This is a genomic window from Streptomyces saintjeani, assembly GCF_055409605.1.
The window spans coordinates 2,387,622-2,407,647 of sequence record NZ_CP189624.1 but is presented as its reverse complement, the minus strand read 5'-3'; the positions used below and the strand labels follow the sequence as shown (position 1 = coordinate 2,407,647).

The following is a 20,026-nucleotide window of genomic DNA, read 5'->3' as shown; positions in this document are numbered from 1 at the left end:
GTAAGGGGGGCCGCAGCACCGGCGGCCCCCCTTTTTTTCAAATCCCCCTCAACTCCGGTCTAGAACACCGGCGTTCCGTTCCGCGTCAGCTTCCAGTCCACCGACGCGAAGTCCTTCGGGTCCAGCACACCCTTCGCCGTCACCCACTCCGCGATCCGCGTCCGGATCTCCGTCGACTCCGCCCACAGCTCCTGCGCCGCCGCCACGTGCGGGAACGCCCCGCCGCCGTTCGCCCGGTAGTTGTTCACCGCGAACACGAACTGCCGCGCGTCGTCCAGCGCCGCACCCTGGTAGCTGAGGTTCTTGATCCGCGACCCCGCCGGCTGTGCGATGTCGATGTCGTACGAAAGCCCGGACACGTAGTCGTAGTTGTAGTCCGGACGCCCGCCCGCGTTCGTCAGCTTCTCCACGTCCACGACCGCGTCCGGCGCCGTCTGCGCGAAGTACTGCGCCGAGTACTCCAGGTACGCCCGGATCTGCGCGCCCGTCAGCAACTTCGCGACCAGCGTGTTGTCGTACACGTACAGGCTCGACAGGTCCCGGATCGTCACGTTCCCGGCCGGGATCTCCGAGGTGCGCGAGAACGGCGACGCCTGCGCGATCACCGGCAGCGACGCGTGCGCCGTACCCGCCAGCGCGGCCTTCACGACGTCCTCCTGGACCTTCGTGATCAGGTCGATGATCGGGGCGTCCTTGTACCGCGCCTCGACCGTCGTCAGCGTCGCCGTGGCCGTGCCGACGACCTGGTTGACGTACTTCACGACCTTCGCGTGCTCGTCGCTCAGCAGCCGCGTGATCTTCGGGTCGTCCGCGACCGCGTTCGAGTTCAGCACCTTCGACGAGACCGACTCGACGCTCCAGCGGCCCTTCTCCCGGACCAGCTCGATGTCGAACACCGACAGCCGCTCGGCGTACGCCAGCGGCTCCGACAGGATCACCGTCCTGCCGGTCTTCTCGTTGACGACCTTCAGCTCCGGGATCTCCACGTGCGCGTGGCCCACCAGGATCGCGTCGATGCCCGGCACCAGCCGCGCCACGTTCGCCGCCGCGTTCTCCACGTACGGGAGCTGGTCCCCGTACGACGACGTCCCCGAGGAACCCGAGTGCGCCGACACGATCACGACGTCCGCGCCCAGCGACCGCAGCTTCGGGACGTACTTCGCGGCCTGCTCCTCAAGCCCCGGGAACGCCAGCTTGCCCTGGACGTACGCCTTGTCCCAGATCGCGATGCCCGGGTTCGTGAGACCGAGGATCGCCACCTTCACCGGCGGCGCCCCCTTCGGGCACACCGTCTTGATCACGTACGGCGGGAACGCGGGCCGCAGCGTCTTCGCGTCCACCGCGTTCGCGCCCAGCAGCGGGAAACGCAGCTGCGACTCGAACGTGCGCAGCGTCTCGATGCCGTAGTTGAACTCGTGGTTGCCGAGCGCCGCCGCGTCGTACCCGATCGCGTTCATCGCCTGCGCCATCGGGTGCACCGGGCCGCCCTTGGCGGTGATCGGGTCCACCTTCGCGTAGTAGTACGTCAGCGGGGTGCCCTGGATCGTGTCGCCCGCGTCGATCAGGAGCGTGTTGTGGCGGCCCTTCTCCGCGCGCAGCTGGTTCACCAGCGTCGAGATCCGGGCCAGGCCCTGGGCGTTGCCGGCCGCGTCCTTGTACTCCGCGTCCTTGAAGTAGTCCCAGTTGAAGACGTGACCGTGCAGGTCGGTGGTGCCCATGACGGTCAGCGAGTACCGCTTCTTCGCCGGGGTCCTCTCCGGCGCGGCCTGCGCCGGAGCCGCCGCCGCACCCGCGATCGCCACCCCCGCCCCGGTCACGGCGGACTTCTTCAGAAACTTCCGGCGGTTCAAAGGCATATCTCGCACTCCTCGGGGAATCGTCAACGACGCGCGTAGATTCTGACCCGTCCACGACCCTCGGCAACAGGTCCGGAAGGTTGCGATCAGGTGACCTGACGGGGTCGGCCGGACATGCGAGAGTGTGCCGTATGACGAACGGCACCGCTGAGGCACCGCTGCTGACGGTCCGGGGCGAGGCGGGCATCGAGACGGACCCCGAGGTCGCACGAGTCGGCGTGACCGTCGGCGCCGAAGGACCCGACCGGCGGCAGGTCCTCGACGACCTCACCCGCGCCAACACCCTCGCCCTCGACCTCGTCGCCTCCTACGGCGACGCCGTCGAACGCGTCTCCACCGGCGGCCTCTCCGTCGCCCCCGCCTTCGTCCTCGACGACCGGGGCCAGGTCATGGGCTACCAGGGACGCGTCCACATCGGCGTCCGCGTCACCGACTTCACCGCCCTCGGCGAACTCGTCACCCGCCTCGCCGGGCTCGACCTCATCTCCGTGGAAGGCCCCTCCTGGGAACTGCGGCACGACTCACCCGTCCCCGGCGAGGTCCGCCGCGCCGCCGTCCGCGAAGCCGTCCGACGCGCCCGCGAGTACGCCGACGCCCTCGGCACCACCCTCGCCGCGCTCCTCGAACTCTCCGACGAAGGGGGGCGCGCGGCACGCCCCCGCGCCGAGGCCGCCTTCGCGCAACGGACACGGAGCGTGTCCCTCGGGGAACCCGCGCCCCTCGACCTCGAACTGCCCCAGCTCTGGGTCGAGGCCGCCGTCGTCGCCCGCTTCACCCTCCACCCGCCCGCCCTCGACGCATGAAAGACGCATGAAATACGCTCATCGGAGCGGCCATGCGCACACTTCGCGCCTTGTCAATAACCCTTCACGCAAAGGTTGTTGAGTAGTCATCCGCGGCCAATGGCCTACCCGGCGGTAGGGCCTAGGCTCGGACCATGCGCCGAGCGAAGATCGTCTGCACCCTGGGGCCCGCCACCGACTCGTACGACCAGATCAAGGCCCTGGTCGACGCCGGAATGGACATCGCCCGCCTCAACCTCAGCCACGGCAGCCACGCGGAGCACGAGGACCGGCTCCACCGCGTCCGCAAGGCCGCCGAGGAGAGCGGGCGGGGCGTCGGCATCCTCGCCGACCTCCAGGGACCCAAGATCCGCCTCGGCACGTTCACCGAAGGACCCGTCCTCCTGGAACGCGGCGACACCTTCACGATCACCGTCGAGGAGGGCGCCCAGGGCGACGGCCGCTCCTGCGGTACGACCTACGCCGGACTCGCCGCCGACGTCACTCCCGGTGAACGCGTCCTCGTCGACGACGGCAAGGTCTGCCTCGAAGTGACCTCCGTCGACGGACCCCGCGTCCACACCACCGTCGTCGAAGGCGGCATGGTCTCCGACCACAAGGGCCTCAACCTCCCCGGCGTCGCCGTCTCCGTCCCCGCGCTCTCCGACAAGGACGAGGCCGACCTCCGCTGGGCGCTGCGCCACGGCGCCGACATCATCGCCCTCTCCTTCGTCCGCAGCGGCAAGGACATCGACGACGTCCACCGCATCATGGACGAGGAACAGCGCCGCCTCCCCGTCATCGCCAAGGTCGAGAAACCCCAGGCCGTCGACGCCATCGAGGACATCGTCGCCGCGTTCGACGGGATCATGGTCGCGCGCGGGGACCTGGGCGTCGAGATGCCCCTGGAACAGGTCCCGCTCGTCCAGAAGCGCGCCGTCGAACTCGCCAGGCGCAACGCCAAGCCGGTCATCGTCGCGACCCAGATGCTCGACTCGATGATCGAGAACTCGCGTCCGACGCGCGCGGAGGCGTCGGACGTGGCGAACGCCGTCATCGACGGCACCGACGCCGTGATGCTCTCCGGCGAGACCAGCGTCGGCAAGTACCCCATCGAGACGGTCCGCACGATGGCGAAGATCGTCGAGGCGGCGGAGGAGGACATCCTCGCGAAGGGGCTCCCGCCCCTGACGGACCACAACAAACCCCGCACCCAGGGAGGCGCGGTGGCCCGAGCGGCTGCGGAGATCGGCGACTTCCTGGGCGCCAGGTACCTGGTCGCCTTCACGCAGACCGGCGACACGGTCCGCCGCCTCTCCCGCTACCGCTCCCCGATCCCGGTCCTGGCGTTCACGCCGGTGCCCTCCACGCGGGCCCAGCTGAGCGTGAGCTGGGGCGTGGAGACGCTGCTCGGCCCGTGGGTCGACTCCACCGACGCGATGGTCGAACAGGTCGACGAACTCCTCCTGAAGCACGGCCTCTGCCAGAAGGGCGACGTCGTGGTCATCACGGCGGGCTCACCGCCCGGGGTGTCGGGGGCGACGAACATGGTCCGCGTCCACCACATCGGCGAGGACGACAGCCCCCAGTAGAGGTTTCAGGCCGCGCGGGTGAGGAGGTCGGCCACCCGGGCGATCAGTTGGCTCTCGTCGCCGTTCCGGGAGGTCGTCGGGTGGTATGCGAGGACGAAGCGGCGCTGCTGGTCACGGCTGGAGAACGCGGCGTTCTTGTAGCCGTACGTCTCTCCGGTCTTGCCCCAGAGGGTGACGCCGTTGACGGTGGCCCGCTGAAGTCCGGTGCTGTAGCGGGCCGGGGAGCCGTCCAGCATCAGCACGTCGTCCGGCGGCAGGGTGAACATCAGCCGGAGCAACTCGGGCGGGAGCAGCTCGCCCGAGAACAGGGCGGTGAGCATCCGGTCGAGATCGCCCGTGGTGGAGATCATGTCGCCCTCCCCCCGGCTGGACGACTGGTCGTACGTGGTGATGTCCCGCAGGTCGCCGTCGGCCATGCGCAGATAGCCGTGCACATGCGGGCCGTGGACGCGCGGGTCGTTCCCGGGCACGACGGTACGAGTCAGGCCCAGCGGACGCAGGATGCGGGCCGCCACCGCCTCGCCGTACGAGCGGCCGGTCACCTTCTCGACGATCAGCGCGGCCAGTACGTAATTGACGCCCCGGTACTCCTGCCGGGAGCCCGGGGCGAACTTCAGCGGGCCGTGCGTCGCCGTCGCCACCCACTCGCGCGGCGTCCAGTGGTCGAAGCGGTGCCGGAAGACGTCCTCGGCGGACTTCGGGTCCGGGATGCCGACGTGGTCGGGCAGCCCGCTGGTGTGGTTCAGCAGCTGCGCCACCGTGACAGCCCCGAACCGGTCCGGCAGCAGCCCCGGCAGCACCTGCCGCACCGCCGCGTCCAGAGAGACCCGGCCCTCGGCCACCAACTGCAGCACCACGGTGGCGACAAAGACCTTGGTGACACTGCCGATCCGGACCTTGTCGTACGCGGTCACCGGACGCCGCGTCCGGATGTCGGCCACCCCGGCGGCACCGCTCCAGCGGCCGGCCGTACCACCCACACACAACTGGGCCGCCGTCGACGCCGGATGCTCCAGATCCTCGATCGCCGCCCGCAGAGCGACGGGATCCAACGGCGGGAACGACGCGGCAGAGGCGAAGGCGCGATGCGCAGGCATCACGGAGGTTGCAGCCAACGTGCCCACCCCCGACACAGCGAACCCCGCAACGGACCGGCGTGACATACGAGTTGAGACCATGCCCTCCACCCTGCCAGCGCCCAGCTCCCCAGACATCGGGGTTCACCCCGGGAACGAACCCTTACCCCACCCTGACGGAACACGGTTTTCGGCGATCTGCTCCCCCTGGGGCGACAACGGCGAGGGATCAGTGCTTGGGGCCCACGTGGGTGTCGAGTTGGGCTACGGAGGCTTTGCGGGCTACGGAGATGTTGTACGGGTTGCCGTTGCGGGTGCAGTGGGTCCACTCGATGCCCAGTTTGTCGAGGGTGTCGGTGTAGAGGCGGCGGATGTCGTCGGAAACGTTGGTGAAGAAGTAGCGGGGGTACTCGTAGCGCTTGCGCTCTCCGGCGACCGTACGGGTGGTCCAGTTGGTGATGCGGCAGCCGTCGGAGTGGATGAGGCCCCGGATGAACTCCCAGGGGTAGGCGTCGACGATGGCCTGCTGCCAGGGGGCGAGGGCTATCAGGCGCTCGTGCTTCTTGCCGGGGCCGTGTTGGGGGAAGAGGCACGCCAGATGTTTGGAGTAGACCTTCACGTTGCTGCACCCCGTTCTGCGGACGCGGCAGACGGAGTTGCCGGGGAAGACGGTCTGCATGGCACGCTCGCACTCGTCCATGAGGCCGGGCCACGATTCCGTACAGGTGATCATGAGGTTGGGGACTCGGTGGCCGGAGTAGTGGCTGATGTGGCCGTCGCCGAGATAGAGCCCCAGCAGGTAGCTGTAGGCCGGTTCATCGAGCGGGCTTCCGTCGCACCGGGGACACAAGGGATCGTGTTTGCCAGGACACTCGTTGCGGCTCGCCCGGTCCATGTGCTTCCAGTAGGCAACAGTCCCTTGCGGCACGTTGAGTTCGCGTGCGACCTCCGCGTTCTTCGCGCCCCCACGCAGCAGGGCGATAGCTTTCTGTCGAACATCAGTTCCATGGAAGTGCATGTACCTACTGTGGATCGGAGATCGTATCCGCGCAGCAAAAAGCGGAGGATCACTTGAACGTGATCCTCCGCTTACGGTGCCGGGTATGGGATTCGAACCCACATGTCCTTGCGGACAGAGGTGTTTGAGACCTCCGCGTCAGCCAGTTGCGCCAACCCGGCTTAGGCTTTCTGGAGAGGAGTGTACCGGGTCACCGCACTGAGGTGCAGCTAGGTACCCTGCTAACCAGCAGTACCCCTGCCCCGACCAAGGAGCCCCCGTGACCGCCGAGTCGCCCCAGCCCGTAGACGCGCCCGACGACGACAAGTCGCACGTGCCTCCGCTGACGACCCGAGTCGTCATCGCCGAGGACGAGGCGTTGATCCGTCTCGATCTGAAGGAGATGCTGGAGGAGGAGGGGTACGCCGTTGTCGGGGAGGCCGGGGACGGGGAGCAGGCCATCGAGCTGGCCCGCGAGCACAAGCCGGACCTGGTGATCCTGGACGTGAAGATGCCCAAGCTGGACGGGATCTCCGCGGCCGAGAAGATCGCCGAGGAGCGGATCGCCCCGGTGCTGATGCTGACCGCGTTCTCGCAGCGGGACCTGGTCGAGCGCGCGCGGGACGCGGGGGCGATGGCCTACCTCGTGAAGCCGTTCAGCAAGAGCGACGTCGTCCCGGCGATCGAGATGGCCGTCTCGCGGTTCACCGAGCTGAAGGAACTGGAGAACGAGGTCGCCGACCTCACCCAGCGCCTGGAGACCCGCAAGCTGGTCGACCGCGCGAAGTCGATCCTCCAGACCGAGTACGGCCTGACGGAACCGGCCGCGTTCCGCTGGATCCAGAAGACGTCGATGGACCGCCGCATGTCGATGCAGCAGGTCGCGGAGGCGGTCATCCTGGACGCGGACGAGAAGAAGTCCGCGAAGGGCTGAGGCGTACGACGATGGCGGGCACCCCCGGCGCCGGGGGTGCCCGCCATCGTCGTATCCGGGATCAGTCCTCGCCGAGGTACGCCTTGCGTACGGACTCGTCGTGGAGGAGGTCCTGGCCCGTGCCGGACAGGACGATGTTGCCGACCTCCATGACGTGGCCGTGGTCCGCGAGGGAGAGGGCGGCCTGGGCGTTCTGTTCGACCAGGAGGATCGTCGTTCCCTGGGACTTCAGCTCGGCGATCGTGGCCATGATCTTCTGCATCATGATGGGGGAGAGGCCCATCGAGGGCTCGTCCAGCATCAACAGCTTCGGCTGGGACATCAGGGCGCGGCCCATCGCCAGCATCTGCTGCTCGCCGCCCGAGAGGGTGCCCGCCGCCTGCTTGCGGCGCTCGCCCAGGATCGGGAAGAGGTCGTAGGCGCGCTGGATGTCCTGCTCGATGCCGGGCTTGTCACTGCGCAGGAAGGCACCGAGGCGGAGGTTGTCCTCGATGGTCATGCGGGGGAAGATGTGCCGGCCCTCGGGCGAGTGCGCCAGGCCGAGGGAGACGATCTGGTGCGCGGGGATCTTCTTCAGGGACTTGCCTTCGAAGCGGATCTGCCCGCCGACCGGCTTGAGGAGCCCGGAGAGCGTGCGCAGGGTGGTCGTCTTGCCGGCCCCGTTGGTGCCGATGAGGGTGACGACCTCGCCGGCGTCGACGGTGAAGGAGATGCCCTTGACGGCCTCGATCTTGCCGTAGGCGACGCGGAGGTCTTCGACTTCGAGCAGCGCGGTCACTTCGCGCCTCCTTCGGTGGTGCTGTGGGCCTCCGCCGCTTCGACCTCGGCGACTTCCTCGGCGCCGGGCGCGTTCTCGAAGGGTTCGCCGAGGTACGCGGCGACGACGCGTTCGTCCCCCTGGACGGTGGCGCTGTCGCCCTCGATGAGCTTCTCGCCCTGGACGAGGACGGCGACGCGGTCGCAGAGGTTGAAGATGAACCGCATGTCGTGCTCGATGACGAGAACGGCGATGCCCTGGTCACGGATGGCGAAGACCAGCTCTTCGGTGGCGCGGGTCTCCTGGGGGTTCATGCCGGCGGTGGGCTCGTCGAGGAGGAGCAGCCCGGGTTCGCTGGCGAGGGCGCGCGCGATCTCCAGCTTGCGCTGTTCGCCGTAGGGCAGGTTGCGCGCGAGGTGGTCGGCCTTGTCCGCGAGGCCGACGAACTGGAGGAGTTCCATGCCGCGTTCGCGGGAGGCGGCCTCGGCCCGGTGGAAGGAGGGCAGGCGCAGGACGGCGGACCAGAACCCTTCCTTCGTCCGGGTGTGGCGGCCGACGAGGACGTTCTCCAGGACGGTCATGTTGGCGAAGAGCCGGATGTTCTGGAAGGTGCGGGCGATGCCGGCGGCGGTGACCTTGAAGGACTTGGCCGGCAGGACGGTGTCCTTGTAGCGGACCTCGCCCTCGGTGGGGACGTACAGGCCGGTGAGGCAGTTGAAGAAGGTCGTCTTGCCGGCACCGTTGGGCCCGATGAGCCCGACGATCTCGCCGCTGTTGACGGTGAGGTCGACGTTCCGTACGGCGGTGAGGCCGCCGAAGCGCATGGTGACGCCGCGTGCGTCGAGGACGGTGTTCGTCATGGTCGTCAGGCCCCTGCCTTGCTGAGGACGGTGGGCGCTTCGGCCTCTTCGTGGAACTCCAGTTGGCGGCGGCGGTTGGGGATCAGGCCTTCGGGCCGGAAGCGCATGATGAGGATGAGTGCGACGCCGAAGCTGAAGAGCTGGTACTCGCCGAGGAACTGGAGCTTGTTGGGGATGAGGAAGAGGAGCGCCGCGCCGACGAGGGGTCCGCTGATGGTGCCCATGCCGCCGAGGACGACGGCGGCGAGGAGGAACGCGGAGTTGGGGGGCGAGGAGCTGGCGAAGACGTACTGGTCCGGGGTGACGGCGTAGCTGACGTGGGCCTGGACGGTGCCGGCGAGGCCGGCGAGGGTGGCGCCGACGGCGAAGGCGATGAGCTTGACGCGGAAGCCGTTGATGCCCATGGCGAGGGCGGCGGTCTCGTCCTCGCGGATGGCGATCCAGGCGCGGCCGATGCGGGAGTCGCTGCTGCGCCGGAAGACGACGATGACGACGGCGGTGATGAGGAGCATCAGCAGGAAGTAGTTGGCGAAGCGGCCGATGGTGAAGCCCGCGATGTCGTGCGGGACGCCGAGGTCGAAGCCGAAGATCTTCAGGTCGGGGATGGAGACGACGCCGTTGGAGCCGTTGGTGACCTTGGGGCCGGAGGTGCCGTCGAGGTTGTTGACGGTGATGCGGAAGATCTCGCCGAAGCCGAGGGTGACGATGGCGAGGTAGTCGCCGCGCAGCCGGAGGGTCGGGGCGCCGATGAGGACGCCGAAGACGAGGGAGGCGGCGGCGCCGACGAGGACGGCGGCCCAGAAGGGGAAGTGGACGTCGATCGGCGAGGTGGTGCTGCCGGAGACGAGGGCGGCGGCGTAGGCGCCGACGCCGAGGAAGGCGACGTATCCGAGGTCGAGGAGTCCGGCGAGGCCGACGACGATGTTCAGGCCGAGGGCGACGGTGGCGAAGATGAGGATCTGGACGCCGATGGTCGCGTACTGGTCGTCGGTCTGGGTGAAGGGGAAGAGGGCGGCGGTGATGAAGCCGCCGGTGATGGTGATGCTCTGGTGGCGCGAGGTGATCTGGGAGGCGTGGGAGACGAGGCCGGCCTTGTTGAGGGCGGCGAAGCCGAACCCCGCCGTGATCAGGAAGCCGATGAAGAGTTCGTCGTACTCGGTGCCGATGCCGTAGGTGAAGACGGTGAGGCCGAGGGCGAGGACGGCGATGATGATGAGGATCTCGGCGTACGGGGGGAGCGCGCGGACCGGCTTGGGGGCGTCGGCGCCGAAGGCGGCCTTGACGGTCGTCCACTGGTGGCGGGCGCGGTGCTTGAACTGTTCCCAGCCGCTGTCGTCGGGGTCGATCGGGTCGGGCGCGGGGTGCTCGAAGGGCAGGGCGAGGGCGCCGGTCAGGGCGATGAGGGTGGCGGCTGCGGCGACGTAGGCGCCGGGTTCGAGGTTGACGACGCCGCCGAGGTCGGTGCTGATCGCGATGACCGTGTACCAGGTGGTGGCGAAGGTGGCGAGGGCGGCGAACTTGACGGCCGCGTCGCCGCCGGCCGGGGTGAGCCAGGCCAGGCCCTTCACGCCGTACGAGGAGAGGGTGAAGAGGGTGGTCAGGGCGGCGGCGACGAGGACGAGGACCTGGAGGCCGCCGGGGTAGCCGTAGACGGTGAGGTCGCCGGGGAAGTCGCCGGTCCAGGTCCAGGCGAGGAAGGTGGAGACGATGGCGAGCGCGCTGCCGCCGAGGGCGAGGGCGCGGCCGGTCTTCTCGGGGAGGGCGACGAGTCCGGCGGACGCGGGCGCGGTGTCCGGGGTCTTCGGTGCGGTGGTCTGAGTCGTCATGGGTGTCACGCCCTGTCCGCGACGCGCTCGCCGAGCAGGCCCTGTGGCCTGAACAGCAGTACGAGGATGAGGAGTACGAAGGCCCAGACGTCGGCCCAGGACTGGCTGCCGAACTTGTCCATGCCGGGGATGTCGGCGACGTAGGCGGTGGTGAGGGTCTCGGCGATGCCGAGGACGACGCCGCCGATCATGGCGCCGTAGATGTTGCCGATACCGCCGAGGACGGCCGCGGTGAACGCCTTGAGGCCGAGGAGGAAGCCCATCTTGAAGTCGATCTGGCCGTACTTGAGGCCGTAGGCGACGGCTCCGACGGCGGCGAAGGTGGCGCCGAGGGCGAAGGCGAGGACGATGATGCGGTCGGTGTTGACGCCCATCAGCTTCGCGGTGTCGGGGTCCTGGGCGGTGGCCTGCATGCCGCGGCCGGTGCGGGTCTTCATCACGAAGTAGGCGAGGAAGGCCATGGAGAGGGGGGCGGCGCAGAGCAGGAAGATGTCGCCGGTCTGGATGGTGACGTCGCCGAGTTCGAAGGGGCCGCCGGGGATCTCGGGGAAGGTGCGCGCCGACTTGGCGTCGGGGTACCAGGCCCAGACCGCCTGCTGGAGGGCGAGGGAGAGGCCGATCGCCGTGATGAGGGGGGCGAGGCGGGGGCCGCCGCGCAGGGGGCGGTACGCGAAGCGTTCGGCGCCGACCGCGATGGTGACGGCGACGACGATCGCTCCGACGATCATCAGGGGCAGGGCGAGCCACATGGTCGTGCCGCTCGGGAGCCAGAGCCAGACCGTGAGCGCGCCGAAGCCGCCGGTCATGAAGATCTCGCCGTGGGCGAAGTTGATGAGCTGGACGATGCCGTACACCATCGTGTAGCCGATGGCGACGAGCCCGTACATGGCTCCTAGTAGCAAGCCGTTGACCAGCTGCTGCGGCAGTTCGTTCACCGCATGTCCTCCGAGACGGTCGTGTGTGACGGTGGCCGGATGCGAGTGCGCGCGGGGCGCTGTTGGAACAGCGCCCCGCGCGGCTCGTCGTGAGGGGGGTGTGGCTAGGTGTGTCAGCCGCCGTTGTAGGTGCCGGTGGTGACGGTCTTCCAGGCGCCGGCCGTGACGGAGTAGACGGTGAGCTGCTTGTTGGTCGCGTCGCCGAACTCGTCGAAGGAGACCTTGCCGGTCACGCCGTCGAAGGAGACGTTCTGCATGGCGGCGAGGATCTTGGCGCGGGGGTCGGCGGGGAGCTTGCCGCCGTTGTCGTCGACGACCTTCTTGACGGCCTCGATGATCGCCCAGGCGCTGTCGTACGAGTAGCCGCCGTAGGCGGAGTAGCCGTCGGTGTAGCCGCCGGCCTTGTAGTCGTCGATGAACTTCTTGGCGGAGGGCAGCGACTCGACGGGGGCGCCGACGGAGGTCGCGACGTCGCCGTTGCCGGTGGCGCCGGCGAGCGCGATGAACTTGTCGTCCTTGATGCCGTCGCCGCCGACCAGCGGGACGTTCGCGCCGGCCGCCTTGATCTGCTTGGAGAGCGGGCCGGCCTGCGGGTACTCGCCGCCGTAGTAGACGACGTCGGCGCCGGAGCTCTTGACCTTGGCGGCGACCGCGGAGAAGTCCTTGGCGTCCGGGTTGATGTGCTCGGTGCCGACGACCTGGCCGCCGAGCTTCTTGAACTCGGCGGTGAAGGTGCCCGCGAGGCCGGCGCCGTACGCCTTCTTGTCGTCGATGACGAAGACCTTGGTCTTCTTCGCCGTGTTGTGGACGTACTGCGCGGCGAACGGGCCCTGGATGGCGTCCGTGGTCGCGGTGCGGAAGAACGACTTGAACTGGCGGACCTTCTTGGTCGCCCAGTCCGGGCCCTGGGTCAGGATCGGGCCGGTGGTGGCCGGGGAGACCTGGACGAGGCTCGCGGCCTCGAAGATCTTCTGCATCGTGACGGCGACGCTGGTGTTCAGCGGGCCGACGACGCCGATGACGTTCTTGTCGGCGACGAACTTCGTGGCGTTCTGCTGGCCGGGGGCGGACAGGCCCTGGTCGTCGAGGGGCTGGATCTTGAAGGTGACCCCCTTGACGAACTCCTGCTTGTTCGCGGTCTTGGCCGCGAGGTCGGCGGAGTTGCGCATGCCGAGGCCCATGGCGGACAGGTCGCCGCTGATCGGGGCGTCCACGCCGATGGTGACGGTGGTGGTGCCGTCCGAGCCGGACTTGTCACCGCTGTCGTCGCGCGAGCCACAGGCGGTCAGAGTGAGAGAGCCCGCCGCCAGTGCGGCGGTGATGGCGATGAACGAGCGTTGACGCACGATCCAGTCCTTTCCCTGGCACGGCCCTCCCCCCTGGAAGTGGCCGAGTCGGGCGTTGACCGGAGAGGTATTCCGGCCGCGCCGTGACTGGCCGTGACTCTAAGCGGGTGTGGATAGCTGGAGGAGACTCTGGCCAATGCTGTGACGCTCTTGTTATGACACGAGGTAATGCAGAGCGGTACTGGAAGGGTGGAACAGTGGAATTCGGGCCGGTTCGTTCCGTCCGCATGGTGAGAACGCGCAGGACCGGGCAGGTGTGGTTCAGGAGTCTGGGGCGTTTTGCTGATGACGGAATTCGTTGCCGCAGGCTCTTGTCCGGCCAGGGTCCCTTTATTGCGCCCTCATTACGCAGGGTTACGTTCGTGAAAGGGAATCGGACGTTCCTGATCGCTTTTCCGTATTCCGTCACCCGTATCGGGCCGCGAAAAACACCGCAGGTCCGCACCCCGGAGCGGGGTGCGGACCTGCATCGATATGCGGCGGACGGTGACCGGCTACCGGACGGACGGCGCCTCGGCGCCCGCGCCGATGTCACGCAGAAGACAGGTCAGCCGCGCCGTGCACACCCGCCGTCCCGCCTCGTCGGTGATGACGATCTCGTACGTCGCCGTCGAGCGCCCCCGGTGCACGGGCGTGGCCACGCCGGTCACCAGGCCGGAGCGCACGCCCCGGTGGTGCGTGCAGTTCAGGTCGACGCCCACGGCCAGTTTCGTGCTCCCGCCGTGCAGCATCGCGCCGACCGAGCCGAGGGTTTCGGCCAGCACCGCCGAGGCGCCGCCGTGCAGCAGCCCGTACGGCTGGGTGTTGCCCTCCACCGGCATCGTGCCCACCACCTGGTCCGCGGACGCCTGGACGATCTCGACGCCCAGCCGGGTGCCGAGATGGCCCGCGGAGAACAGGGACGGCAGGTCGACGCCGAGTGCGGCGTACTCGTCGACGACCTCTTGCGGGAACGTCTGCTCGGCCATGGACCCGGCTCCGTTTCGTGGTGGCGTGCTGTCTCGGCTCGGTGTGCTCCTGCTGAGCAAACGCTCAGTCGGTCGCCGATTGTTCCAGACGCACCACCACGGACTTGCTGGCAGGGGTGTTGCTGGTGTCCGCCGTCGCGTCCAGCGGCACCAGGACGTTCGTCTCCGGGTAGTACGCCGCCGCGCAGCCGCGCGCGGTGGGGTAGACGACGACCCTGAAGCCCGGCGCACGCCGCTGAACGCCGTCCTTCCACTCGCCCACGAGGTCGACGTACGACCCGTCCGCCAGCTTCAGCCGCTCCGCGTCCTGCGGGTTGACCAGGACCACCCGGCGGCCGTTCCTGATGCCCCGGTAGCGGTCGTCCAGGCCGTAGATCGTGGTGTTGTACTGATCGTGGCTGCGCAGCGTCTGGAGCAGCAGGCGGCCCTCCGGCAGCTCGGGGAACTCCACCGGCGCGGACGTGAAGTTGGCTTTGCCGGTCGCCGTCGGGAAGCGGCGCTCGTCGCGCGGGGCGTGCGGGAGGGTGAAGCCGCCGGGGTGCGCCACGCGCGCGTTGAAGTCCTCGAAGCCGGGGATCACGCGGGCGATGCGGTCGCGGATCGACGCGTAGTCCTTCTCGAACTCCTCCCAGGGGGTGGTGGTCCGGTCCTTCAGGACGCGGCGGGCCAGCCGGCACACGATCGCCGGTTCCGACAGGAGCTGCGTACTCGCCGGCTTCAGGCGGCCCCGGGACGCGTGGACCATGCCCATCGAGTCCTCGACGGTCACGAACTGCTCGCCGGAGCCCTGGAGATCGCGTTCCGTGCGGCCCAGGGTGGGCAGGATCAGCGCCCGCGCGCCCGTCACGACGTGCGAGCGGTTCAGCTTCGTCGACACGTGCACCGTCAGGCGTGCCTTGCGCATCGCCGCCTCCGTGACGTCCGTGTCCGGGGACGCGGAGACGAAGTTGCCGCCCATCGCGAAGAAGAGCTTCGCCTCGCCGTCGCGCAGGGCGCGGATCGCCCGTACGACGTCGTAGCCGTGCCTGCGCGGGGGCGTGAAGCCGAACTCCTTCTCCAGGGCGTCCAGGAACGCGGGCGCGGGGCGCTCGAAGATGCCCATCGTGCGGTCGCCCTGCACGTTGGAGTGGCCCCGGACCGGGCACACGCCCGCACCCGGACGGCCGATGTTGCCGCGCAGGAGGAGGAAGTTGACGACCTCGCGGATCGTCGGCACGGAGTGCTTGTGCTGGGTCAGGCCCATCGCCCAGCAGACGATCGTGCGCTCGGAGGCGAGGACCATGCGCAGGGCCTCCTCGATCTCCGCGCGCGTGAGGCCCGTCGCCGCGAGGGTCTCGTCCCAGTCCGCCGCCTTCGCCGTCTGCGCGAACTCCTCGAAGCCGTGCGTGTGTTCGGCGATGAACTCGTCGTCGAGGGCTTGGGGAGTCTCCAGGATCAGCTTGTTCAGGAGGCGGAACAGGGCCTGGTCGCCGCCGATGCGGATCTGGAGGAACAGGTCGGTGAGGGACGCGCCCGCCGTCATGCCCTTCGCCGTCTGCGGGTTCCTGAACTTCTCCAGGCCCGCCTCGGGCAGCGGGTTGACGCTGATCACCTTCGCGCCGGACGCCTTCGCCTTCTCCAGCGCGGAGAGCATGCGCGGGTGGTTCGTGCCCGGGTTCTGGCCGGCGACGATGATCAGGTCCGCCTGGTAGAGGTCCTCCAGCAGGACGCTGCCCTTGCCGATGCCGATCGTCTCCGACAGGGCCGAGCCGCTCGACTCGTGGCACATGTTCGAGCAGTCCGGGAGGTTGTTCGTGCCCAGCTCCCGCGCGAACAGCTGGTACAGGAACGCGGCCTCGTTGCTCGTGCGGCCCGAGGTGTAGAACACCGCCTCGTCCGGCGAGCCGAGGCGGTCGAACTCCTCGCCCATGATGGCGAACGCGCGGTCCCAGGAGACCGGTTCGTAGTGGTCGGCGCCCTCGGGGAGGTACATCGGGTGCGTGAGCCGGCCCTGCTGGCCCAGCCAGTACCCGCTGCGCGTCGCGAGGTCGTCGACGCTGTGCCCGGCGAAGAACTCCGGGGTGACCCGGCGCAGCGTCGCCTCCTCGGCGACGGCCTTGGCGCCGTTCTCGCAGAACTCGGCGGCATGCCGGTGATCGGGCTCGGGCCAGGCGCACCCGGGGCAGTCGAACCCTTCCTTCTGGTTGACCCGCAGCAGAGTCAGCGCCGTGCGCCTGACCCCCATCTGCTGCTGGGCGATCCGCAGCGAGTGCCCCACCGCGGGCAGCCCCGCCGCGGCGTGCTTCGGCCCACCGACCTGCGGCGCGTCCTGAACCGGATCACTCTTCGGCGCCTTCCCGGCCATCCCACACTCTCCTTCGCAACCGCAAGCGAGTCCTTGTCCGATCCTCGCACGGGGGAGTGACAGCCGGGACGGGGCGGGGGCCGGGGGGCGATGGCGGTCCGTTGTCAGTGGCGCGTGGCAGGATCGGGGGCGTGGCAGAGACAGCATCGAAGACGAACGACACGGCAACCGGCGGGGCCAGGCCCCGGCTGATGCTCATGGACGGGCATTCGCTGGCGTACCGCGCGTTCTTCGCGCTGCCGGTGGAGAACTTCACGACGGCGGTGGGGCAGCCGACGAACGCGATCTACGGCTTCGCCTCGATGCTGGCGAACACGTTGCGCGACGAGGCGCCCACGCACTTCGCCGTGGCGTTCGACGTGTCCCGCAAGACCTGGCGCTCCGAGGAGTTCACCGAGTACAAGGCGAACCGCTCGAAGACGCCGGACGAGTTCAAGGGCCAGGTGGAGCTGATCGGCGAACTGCTGGACGCGATGCACGTGTCCCGGTTCGCGGTGGACGGCTTCGAGGCGGACGACATCATCGCGACGCTGGCGACCCAGGCGGAGGCGGCCGGGTACGACGTCCTGATCGTGACCGGCGACCGGGACTCGTTCCAGCTGGTCACGGAGCACACGACGGTCCTGTACCCCACCAAGGGCGTCTCGGAGCTGACCCGGTTCACCCCGGAGAAGGTTTTCGAGAAGTACGGGTTGACGCCCGCCCAGTACCCGGACTTCGCGGCGCTGCGCGGCGACCCGTCGGACAACCTGCCGGGCATTCCGGGCGTCGGCGAGAAGACCGCCGCGAAGTGGATCAACCAGTTCGGCTCGTTCGCGGAACTCGTGGACCGCGTCGAGGAGGTCAAGGGCAAGGCGGGCCAGAACCTCCGCGACCACCTGGACGCGGTGAAGCTGAACCGCCGCCTGACGGAGATGGTGCGGACGGTCGAGCTGGACAAGACGGTCCCGGACCTGGAGCGCGCCGCGTACGACCGCACGGCCGTCGCCCTGGTCCTGGACACGCTGGAGATCCGCAACCCGTCCCTGCGCGAGCGCCTCCTCGCGGTCGACCCCGGCGGCGAGGAGGCCGGCCCGACGCCGGTCGCCGCGCCGGGCGTGGAGCTGGACGCCACGGTGCTGGGCACGGGCGAACTGGCCCCCTGGCTCGCGCGGCACGAGGCGGGCACGCTGGGCGTGGCGACCGTCGACACCTGGGCCCTGGGCGCGGGCAACGTCGCGGAGATCGCGCTCGCCACGGCCGACGGCCCGGCCGCCTGGTTCGACCCGGCGCAGCTCGACGAGACGGACGAGCGCGCGTGGGCGGCCTGGCTCGCGGACGCCGGCCGTCCCAAGGTCTTCCACAACGCCAAGGGCGCGATGCGGGTCTTCGCCGAGCACGGCTGGACCATCGAGGGCGTCATCATGGACACCGCGCTGGCCGCGTACCTGGTCAAGCCGGGCCGCCGCTCCTTCGACCTGGACGCGCTCTCCCTGGAGTACCTGGGCCGCGAACTGGAGCCCGCCGCCGCGGCCGACGGCCAGCTCGCGTTCGGCGCGGACGACGGCGCGGAGAGCGAGGCCCTGATGATCCAGGCGCGCGCGATCCTCGACCTCGGCGAGGCGTTCCGCGAGCGCCTGGAGGAGGTCGGCGCGACCGACCTGCTGCGGGACATGGAGCTGCCGACGTCCGCGATCCTGGCCCGCATGGAGCGCCACGGCATCGCGGCCGACCGCGCGCACCTGGAGGCCATGGAGCAGATGTTCGCCGGAGCCGTCCAGCAGGCGGTGAAGGAGGCGCACGCGGCGGCGGGCCACGAGTTCAACCTCGGCTCCCCGAAGCAGCTCCAGGAGGTCCTGTTCGGTGAACTGGGCCTGCCGAAGACGAAGAAGACGAAGACGGGCTACACGACCGACGCGGACGCGCTCGCCTGGCTCGCCGGCCAGACGGACAACGAGCTGCCGGTCGTCATGCTCCGCCACCGCGAGCAGGCCAAGCTCCGCGTCACCGTCGAGGGCCTGATCAAGACGGTCGCGGCGGACGGCCGTATCCACACGACGTTCAACCAGACCGTCGCCGCGACCGGCCGCCTGTCCTCCGTCGACCCCAACCTCCAGAACATCCCGGTGCGTACGGAGGAGGGCCGCGCGATCCGGCGCGGGTTCGTCGTCGGCGAGGGCTTCGAGTCCCTGATGACCGCCGACTACAGCCAGATCGAGCTGCGCGTCATGGCCCACCTCTCCGAGGACGCGGGCCTCATCGAGGCGTTCACCTCCGGCGAGGACCTCCACAACACGGTCGCCGCGCAGGTCTTCGCCGTCGACAAGGACGCCGTCGACGCGGAGATGCGCCGCAAGATCAAGGCCATGTCGTACGGCCTGGCGTACGGCCTGTCCGCGTTCGGCCTCTCCCAGCAGCTGAACATCGACGCGGGCGAGGCGCGCGCGCTGATGGACACGTACTTCGAGCGCTTCGGCGGCGTACGGGACTACCTGCACCGCGCGGTCGAGGAGGCGCGCGCGACGGGCTACACGGAGACCCTCTTCGGCCGCCGCCGCTACCTCCCCGACCTCAACAGCGACAACCGCCAGCGCCGCGAGACGGCCGAACGCATGGCCCTCAACGCGCCCATCCAGGGCACGGCGGCGGACATCGTCAAGATCGCGATGCTGAAGGTGGCCGTGGCGATGGAGGAGGCGAAACTGGCCTCACGCCTGCTGCTCCAGGTCCACGACGAAATCGTCCTGGAGATCGCGCCCGGAGAGGCGGCGCGGGTCGAGGAACTGGTCCGCCGGGAGATGGCCGACGCGGTCCACCTGCGCGCTCCGCTGGACGTGTCGGTCGGCTCCGGCCAGAACTGGGAGTCGGCCGCTCACTGAGAGACCGAGGAGTGCTCTCCCTCGGAGGGCACTCCTCGCCGCTCGCCCGGCCGCGACAGCCGTACGACGACGGCGTACACCACGACCCCCGCCAGAAGTCCCGCCCCTGCCCCGAAGCACCCCGTCGGGACGATCTCCCAGGGCCTGGCCCCCCGATCCCCCCAGTACGCCCACCACCGCACCACCCGCAGCACCGCCCCCACCCCCGCGCACGCGCCGAGCAGCACCCCCGCGAGCCACCGGTCCCTGACCGACAGCACCGGCACCCCCGGCGCCGCCCCGGAGGGCGCCCGGCGCAGCGCGTACGCCAGGAACGCCCCGATGGCGACGGCGGCGGCCAGCGACCCCCCGTACTGGAGGTACCAGTACAGCGGCGACCCGGCGATCTCCTCGCCGAGGACCGGGAACAGCCGCATCCCCCACCGGTCGAGGTGGGTGAACGCGTCCCAGACGACATGCGTGAGGGACCCGGCGACGGAGGAGACGTACCACCGCACCACCAGAGCGCCCTCCACGCGCGCGTGCGGGACACCGCAGCGGGTGAGCGCGGCGACCCGGGGCCGCCCGGCGGCGGGCAGCAGCGCGACCAGCGGCTCACGGACGAGGAGCCACAGCCCGGCCAGCAGCCACGCGAGCAGCACGTCGACCGTGAACACCCCGGTGAAGGAGTGCGTGACGTCGCCGAACCGCATCGCGCCGGGGGCGGCGCTCGCCGCGTAGTACGTGAGGTCCGGCGCGAAGGACCCGGCCACGAGAACGGCGGGAATCAGCCGACCCCGGCCGCTCCCGTCACCGCGCACACCCGGCAGCACGGCGGCGGCGTGGCTCAGGGTGAACGGCACAACTGCTCCTCAGACGGGAAGACGATCACGAAGACACCGTGAGGACGTCCGCC

15 protein-coding genes and 1 tRNA gene are annotated in these 20,026 nt (G+C 69.5%); 4 read left to right on the top strand and 12 right to left on the bottom strand.

What is annotated here, in order from left to right; all coding sequences use genetic code 11:
• Window positions 1–59: 59 nt before the first annotated feature.
• Window positions 60–1,856 (bottom strand): bifunctional metallophosphatase/5'-nucleotidase, encoded by a 1,797-nt coding sequence (locus ACQCO7_RS10720; RefSeq protein WP_464071603.1) that lies wholly within the window; start codon window positions 1,854–1,856, stop codon window positions 60–62.
• 131 nt (window positions 1,857–1,987) lie between these two features.
• On the opposite strand from ACQCO7_RS10720, the gene ACQCO7_RS10715 reads away from it, so the two are divergent.
• Both ACQCO7_RS10715 and pyk read left to right on the top strand, forming a co-directional pair.
• Window positions 1,988–2,659 carry an SIMPL domain-containing protein gene (locus ACQCO7_RS10715; protein ID WP_464071602.1) on the top strand — a complete coding sequence of 224 codons (672 nt, stop codon included), beginning with the start codon at window positions 1,988–1,990 and terminating at the stop codon, window positions 2,657–2,659.
• Between the two features lie 134 nt (window positions 2,660–2,793).
• A complete protein-coding gene (gene pyk, locus ACQCO7_RS10710) occupies window positions 2,794–4,230 on the top strand; it encodes a pyruvate kinase (protein ID WP_464071601.1) in 1,437 nt (478 codons plus the stop codon).
• A gap of 5 nt (window positions 4,231–4,235) precedes the next feature.
• Here pyk and ACQCO7_RS10705 read toward each other — a convergent pair whose 3' ends face one another.
• The 3 genes from ACQCO7_RS10705 to ACQCO7_RS10695 form a co-directional block, all read right to left on the bottom strand.
• Window positions 4,236–5,408 (bottom strand): serine hydrolase domain-containing protein, encoded by a 1,173-nt coding sequence (locus ACQCO7_RS10705; RefSeq protein WP_464071600.1) that lies wholly within the window; start codon window positions 5,406–5,408, stop codon window positions 4,236–4,238.
• Window positions 5,409–5,535: 127 nt separating this feature from the next.
• Entirely contained in the window at window positions 5,536–6,324 is a 789-nt protein-coding gene (locus tag ACQCO7_RS10700; RefSeq protein ID WP_464071599.1) for a helix-turn-helix domain-containing protein, read from the bottom strand.
• A 77-nt stretch (window positions 6,325–6,401) separates the two neighbouring features.
• Window positions 6,402–6,485 (bottom strand) — tRNA-Leu (locus ACQCO7_RS10695).
• 98 nt (window positions 6,486–6,583) lie between these two features.
• On the opposite strand from ACQCO7_RS10695, the gene ACQCO7_RS10690 reads away from it, so the two are divergent.
• Window positions 6,584–7,237 carry an ANTAR domain-containing response regulator gene (locus ACQCO7_RS10690; protein ID WP_010358722.1) on the top strand — a complete coding sequence of 218 codons (654 nt, stop codon included), beginning with the start codon at window positions 6,584–6,586 and terminating at the stop codon, window positions 7,235–7,237.
• Between the two features lie 61 nt (window positions 7,238–7,298).
• On the opposite strand, the gene ACQCO7_RS10685 is transcribed toward ACQCO7_RS10690, so the two are convergent.
• The 7 genes from ACQCO7_RS10685 to ACQCO7_RS10655 all read right to left on the bottom strand — a co-directional run bounded on the left by ACQCO7_RS10685 (window position 7,299) and on the right by ACQCO7_RS10655 (window position 16,273).
• Window positions 7,299–8,015: an ABC transporter ATP-binding protein gene (locus tag ACQCO7_RS10685; RefSeq protein ID WP_464071598.1), complete on the bottom strand. Its 717-nt coding sequence runs from the start codon at window positions 8,013–8,015 to the stop codon at window positions 7,299–7,301.
• Window positions 8,012–8,854 (bottom strand): ABC transporter ATP-binding protein, encoded by an 843-nt coding sequence (locus ACQCO7_RS10680; RefSeq protein ID WP_464071597.1) that lies wholly within the window; start codon window positions 8,852–8,854, stop codon window positions 8,012–8,014. The genes ACQCO7_RS10685 and ACQCO7_RS10680 overlap by 4 nt, the downstream gene beginning before the upstream one ends.
• A 5-nt stretch (window positions 8,855–8,859) precedes the next feature.
• Window positions 8,860–10,680 (bottom strand): branched-chain amino acid ABC transporter permease, encoded by a 1,821-nt coding sequence (locus tag ACQCO7_RS10675; RefSeq protein ID WP_464071596.1) that lies wholly within the window; start codon window positions 10,678–10,680, stop codon window positions 8,860–8,862.
• Between the two features lie 5 nt (window positions 10,681–10,685).
• A complete protein-coding gene (locus ACQCO7_RS10670; RefSeq protein WP_010358718.1) occupies window positions 10,686–11,615 on the bottom strand; it encodes a branched-chain amino acid ABC transporter permease in 930 nt (309 codons plus the stop codon).
• A gap of 113 nt (window positions 11,616–11,728) precedes the next feature.
• Complete coding sequence (locus ACQCO7_RS10665) at window positions 11,729–12,961, bottom strand: branched-chain amino acid ABC transporter substrate-binding protein (protein WP_464071595.1); 1,233 nt, start codon at window positions 12,959–12,961, stop codon at window positions 11,729–11,731.
• Window positions 12,962–13,455: 494 nt separating this feature from the next.
• Complete coding sequence (locus ACQCO7_RS10660; RefSeq protein WP_464071594.1) at window positions 13,456–13,929, bottom strand: hotdog fold thioesterase; 474 nt, start codon at window positions 13,927–13,929, stop codon at window positions 13,456–13,458.
• 64 nt (window positions 13,930–13,993) lie between these two features.
• The gene (locus ACQCO7_RS10655; RefSeq protein WP_464071593.1) at window positions 13,994–16,273 is read right to left on the bottom strand and encodes an FdhF/YdeP family oxidoreductase; all 2,280 of its coding nucleotides are present in this window, start codon (window positions 16,271–16,273) and stop codon (window positions 13,994–13,996) included.
• A 131-nt stretch (window positions 16,274–16,404) separates the two neighbouring features.
• Here ACQCO7_RS10655 and polA point away from each other — a divergent pair, with 131 nt between their 5' ends.
• On the top strand, window positions 16,405–19,131 hold the full coding sequence (gene polA, locus ACQCO7_RS10650; protein WP_464071592.1) for a DNA polymerase I: 2,727 nt from the start codon (window positions 16,405–16,407) through the stop codon (window positions 19,129–19,131).
• Here the strand turns inward: polA and ACQCO7_RS10645 are convergent.
• Entirely contained in the window at window positions 19,125–19,973 is an 849-nt protein-coding gene (locus ACQCO7_RS10645) for a DUF4184 family protein (protein ID WP_464071591.1), read from the bottom strand. The two genes, polA and ACQCO7_RS10645, sit on opposite strands and share 7 nt — an antisense overlap.
• Between the last annotated feature and the right edge of the window lie 53 nt (window positions 19,974–20,026).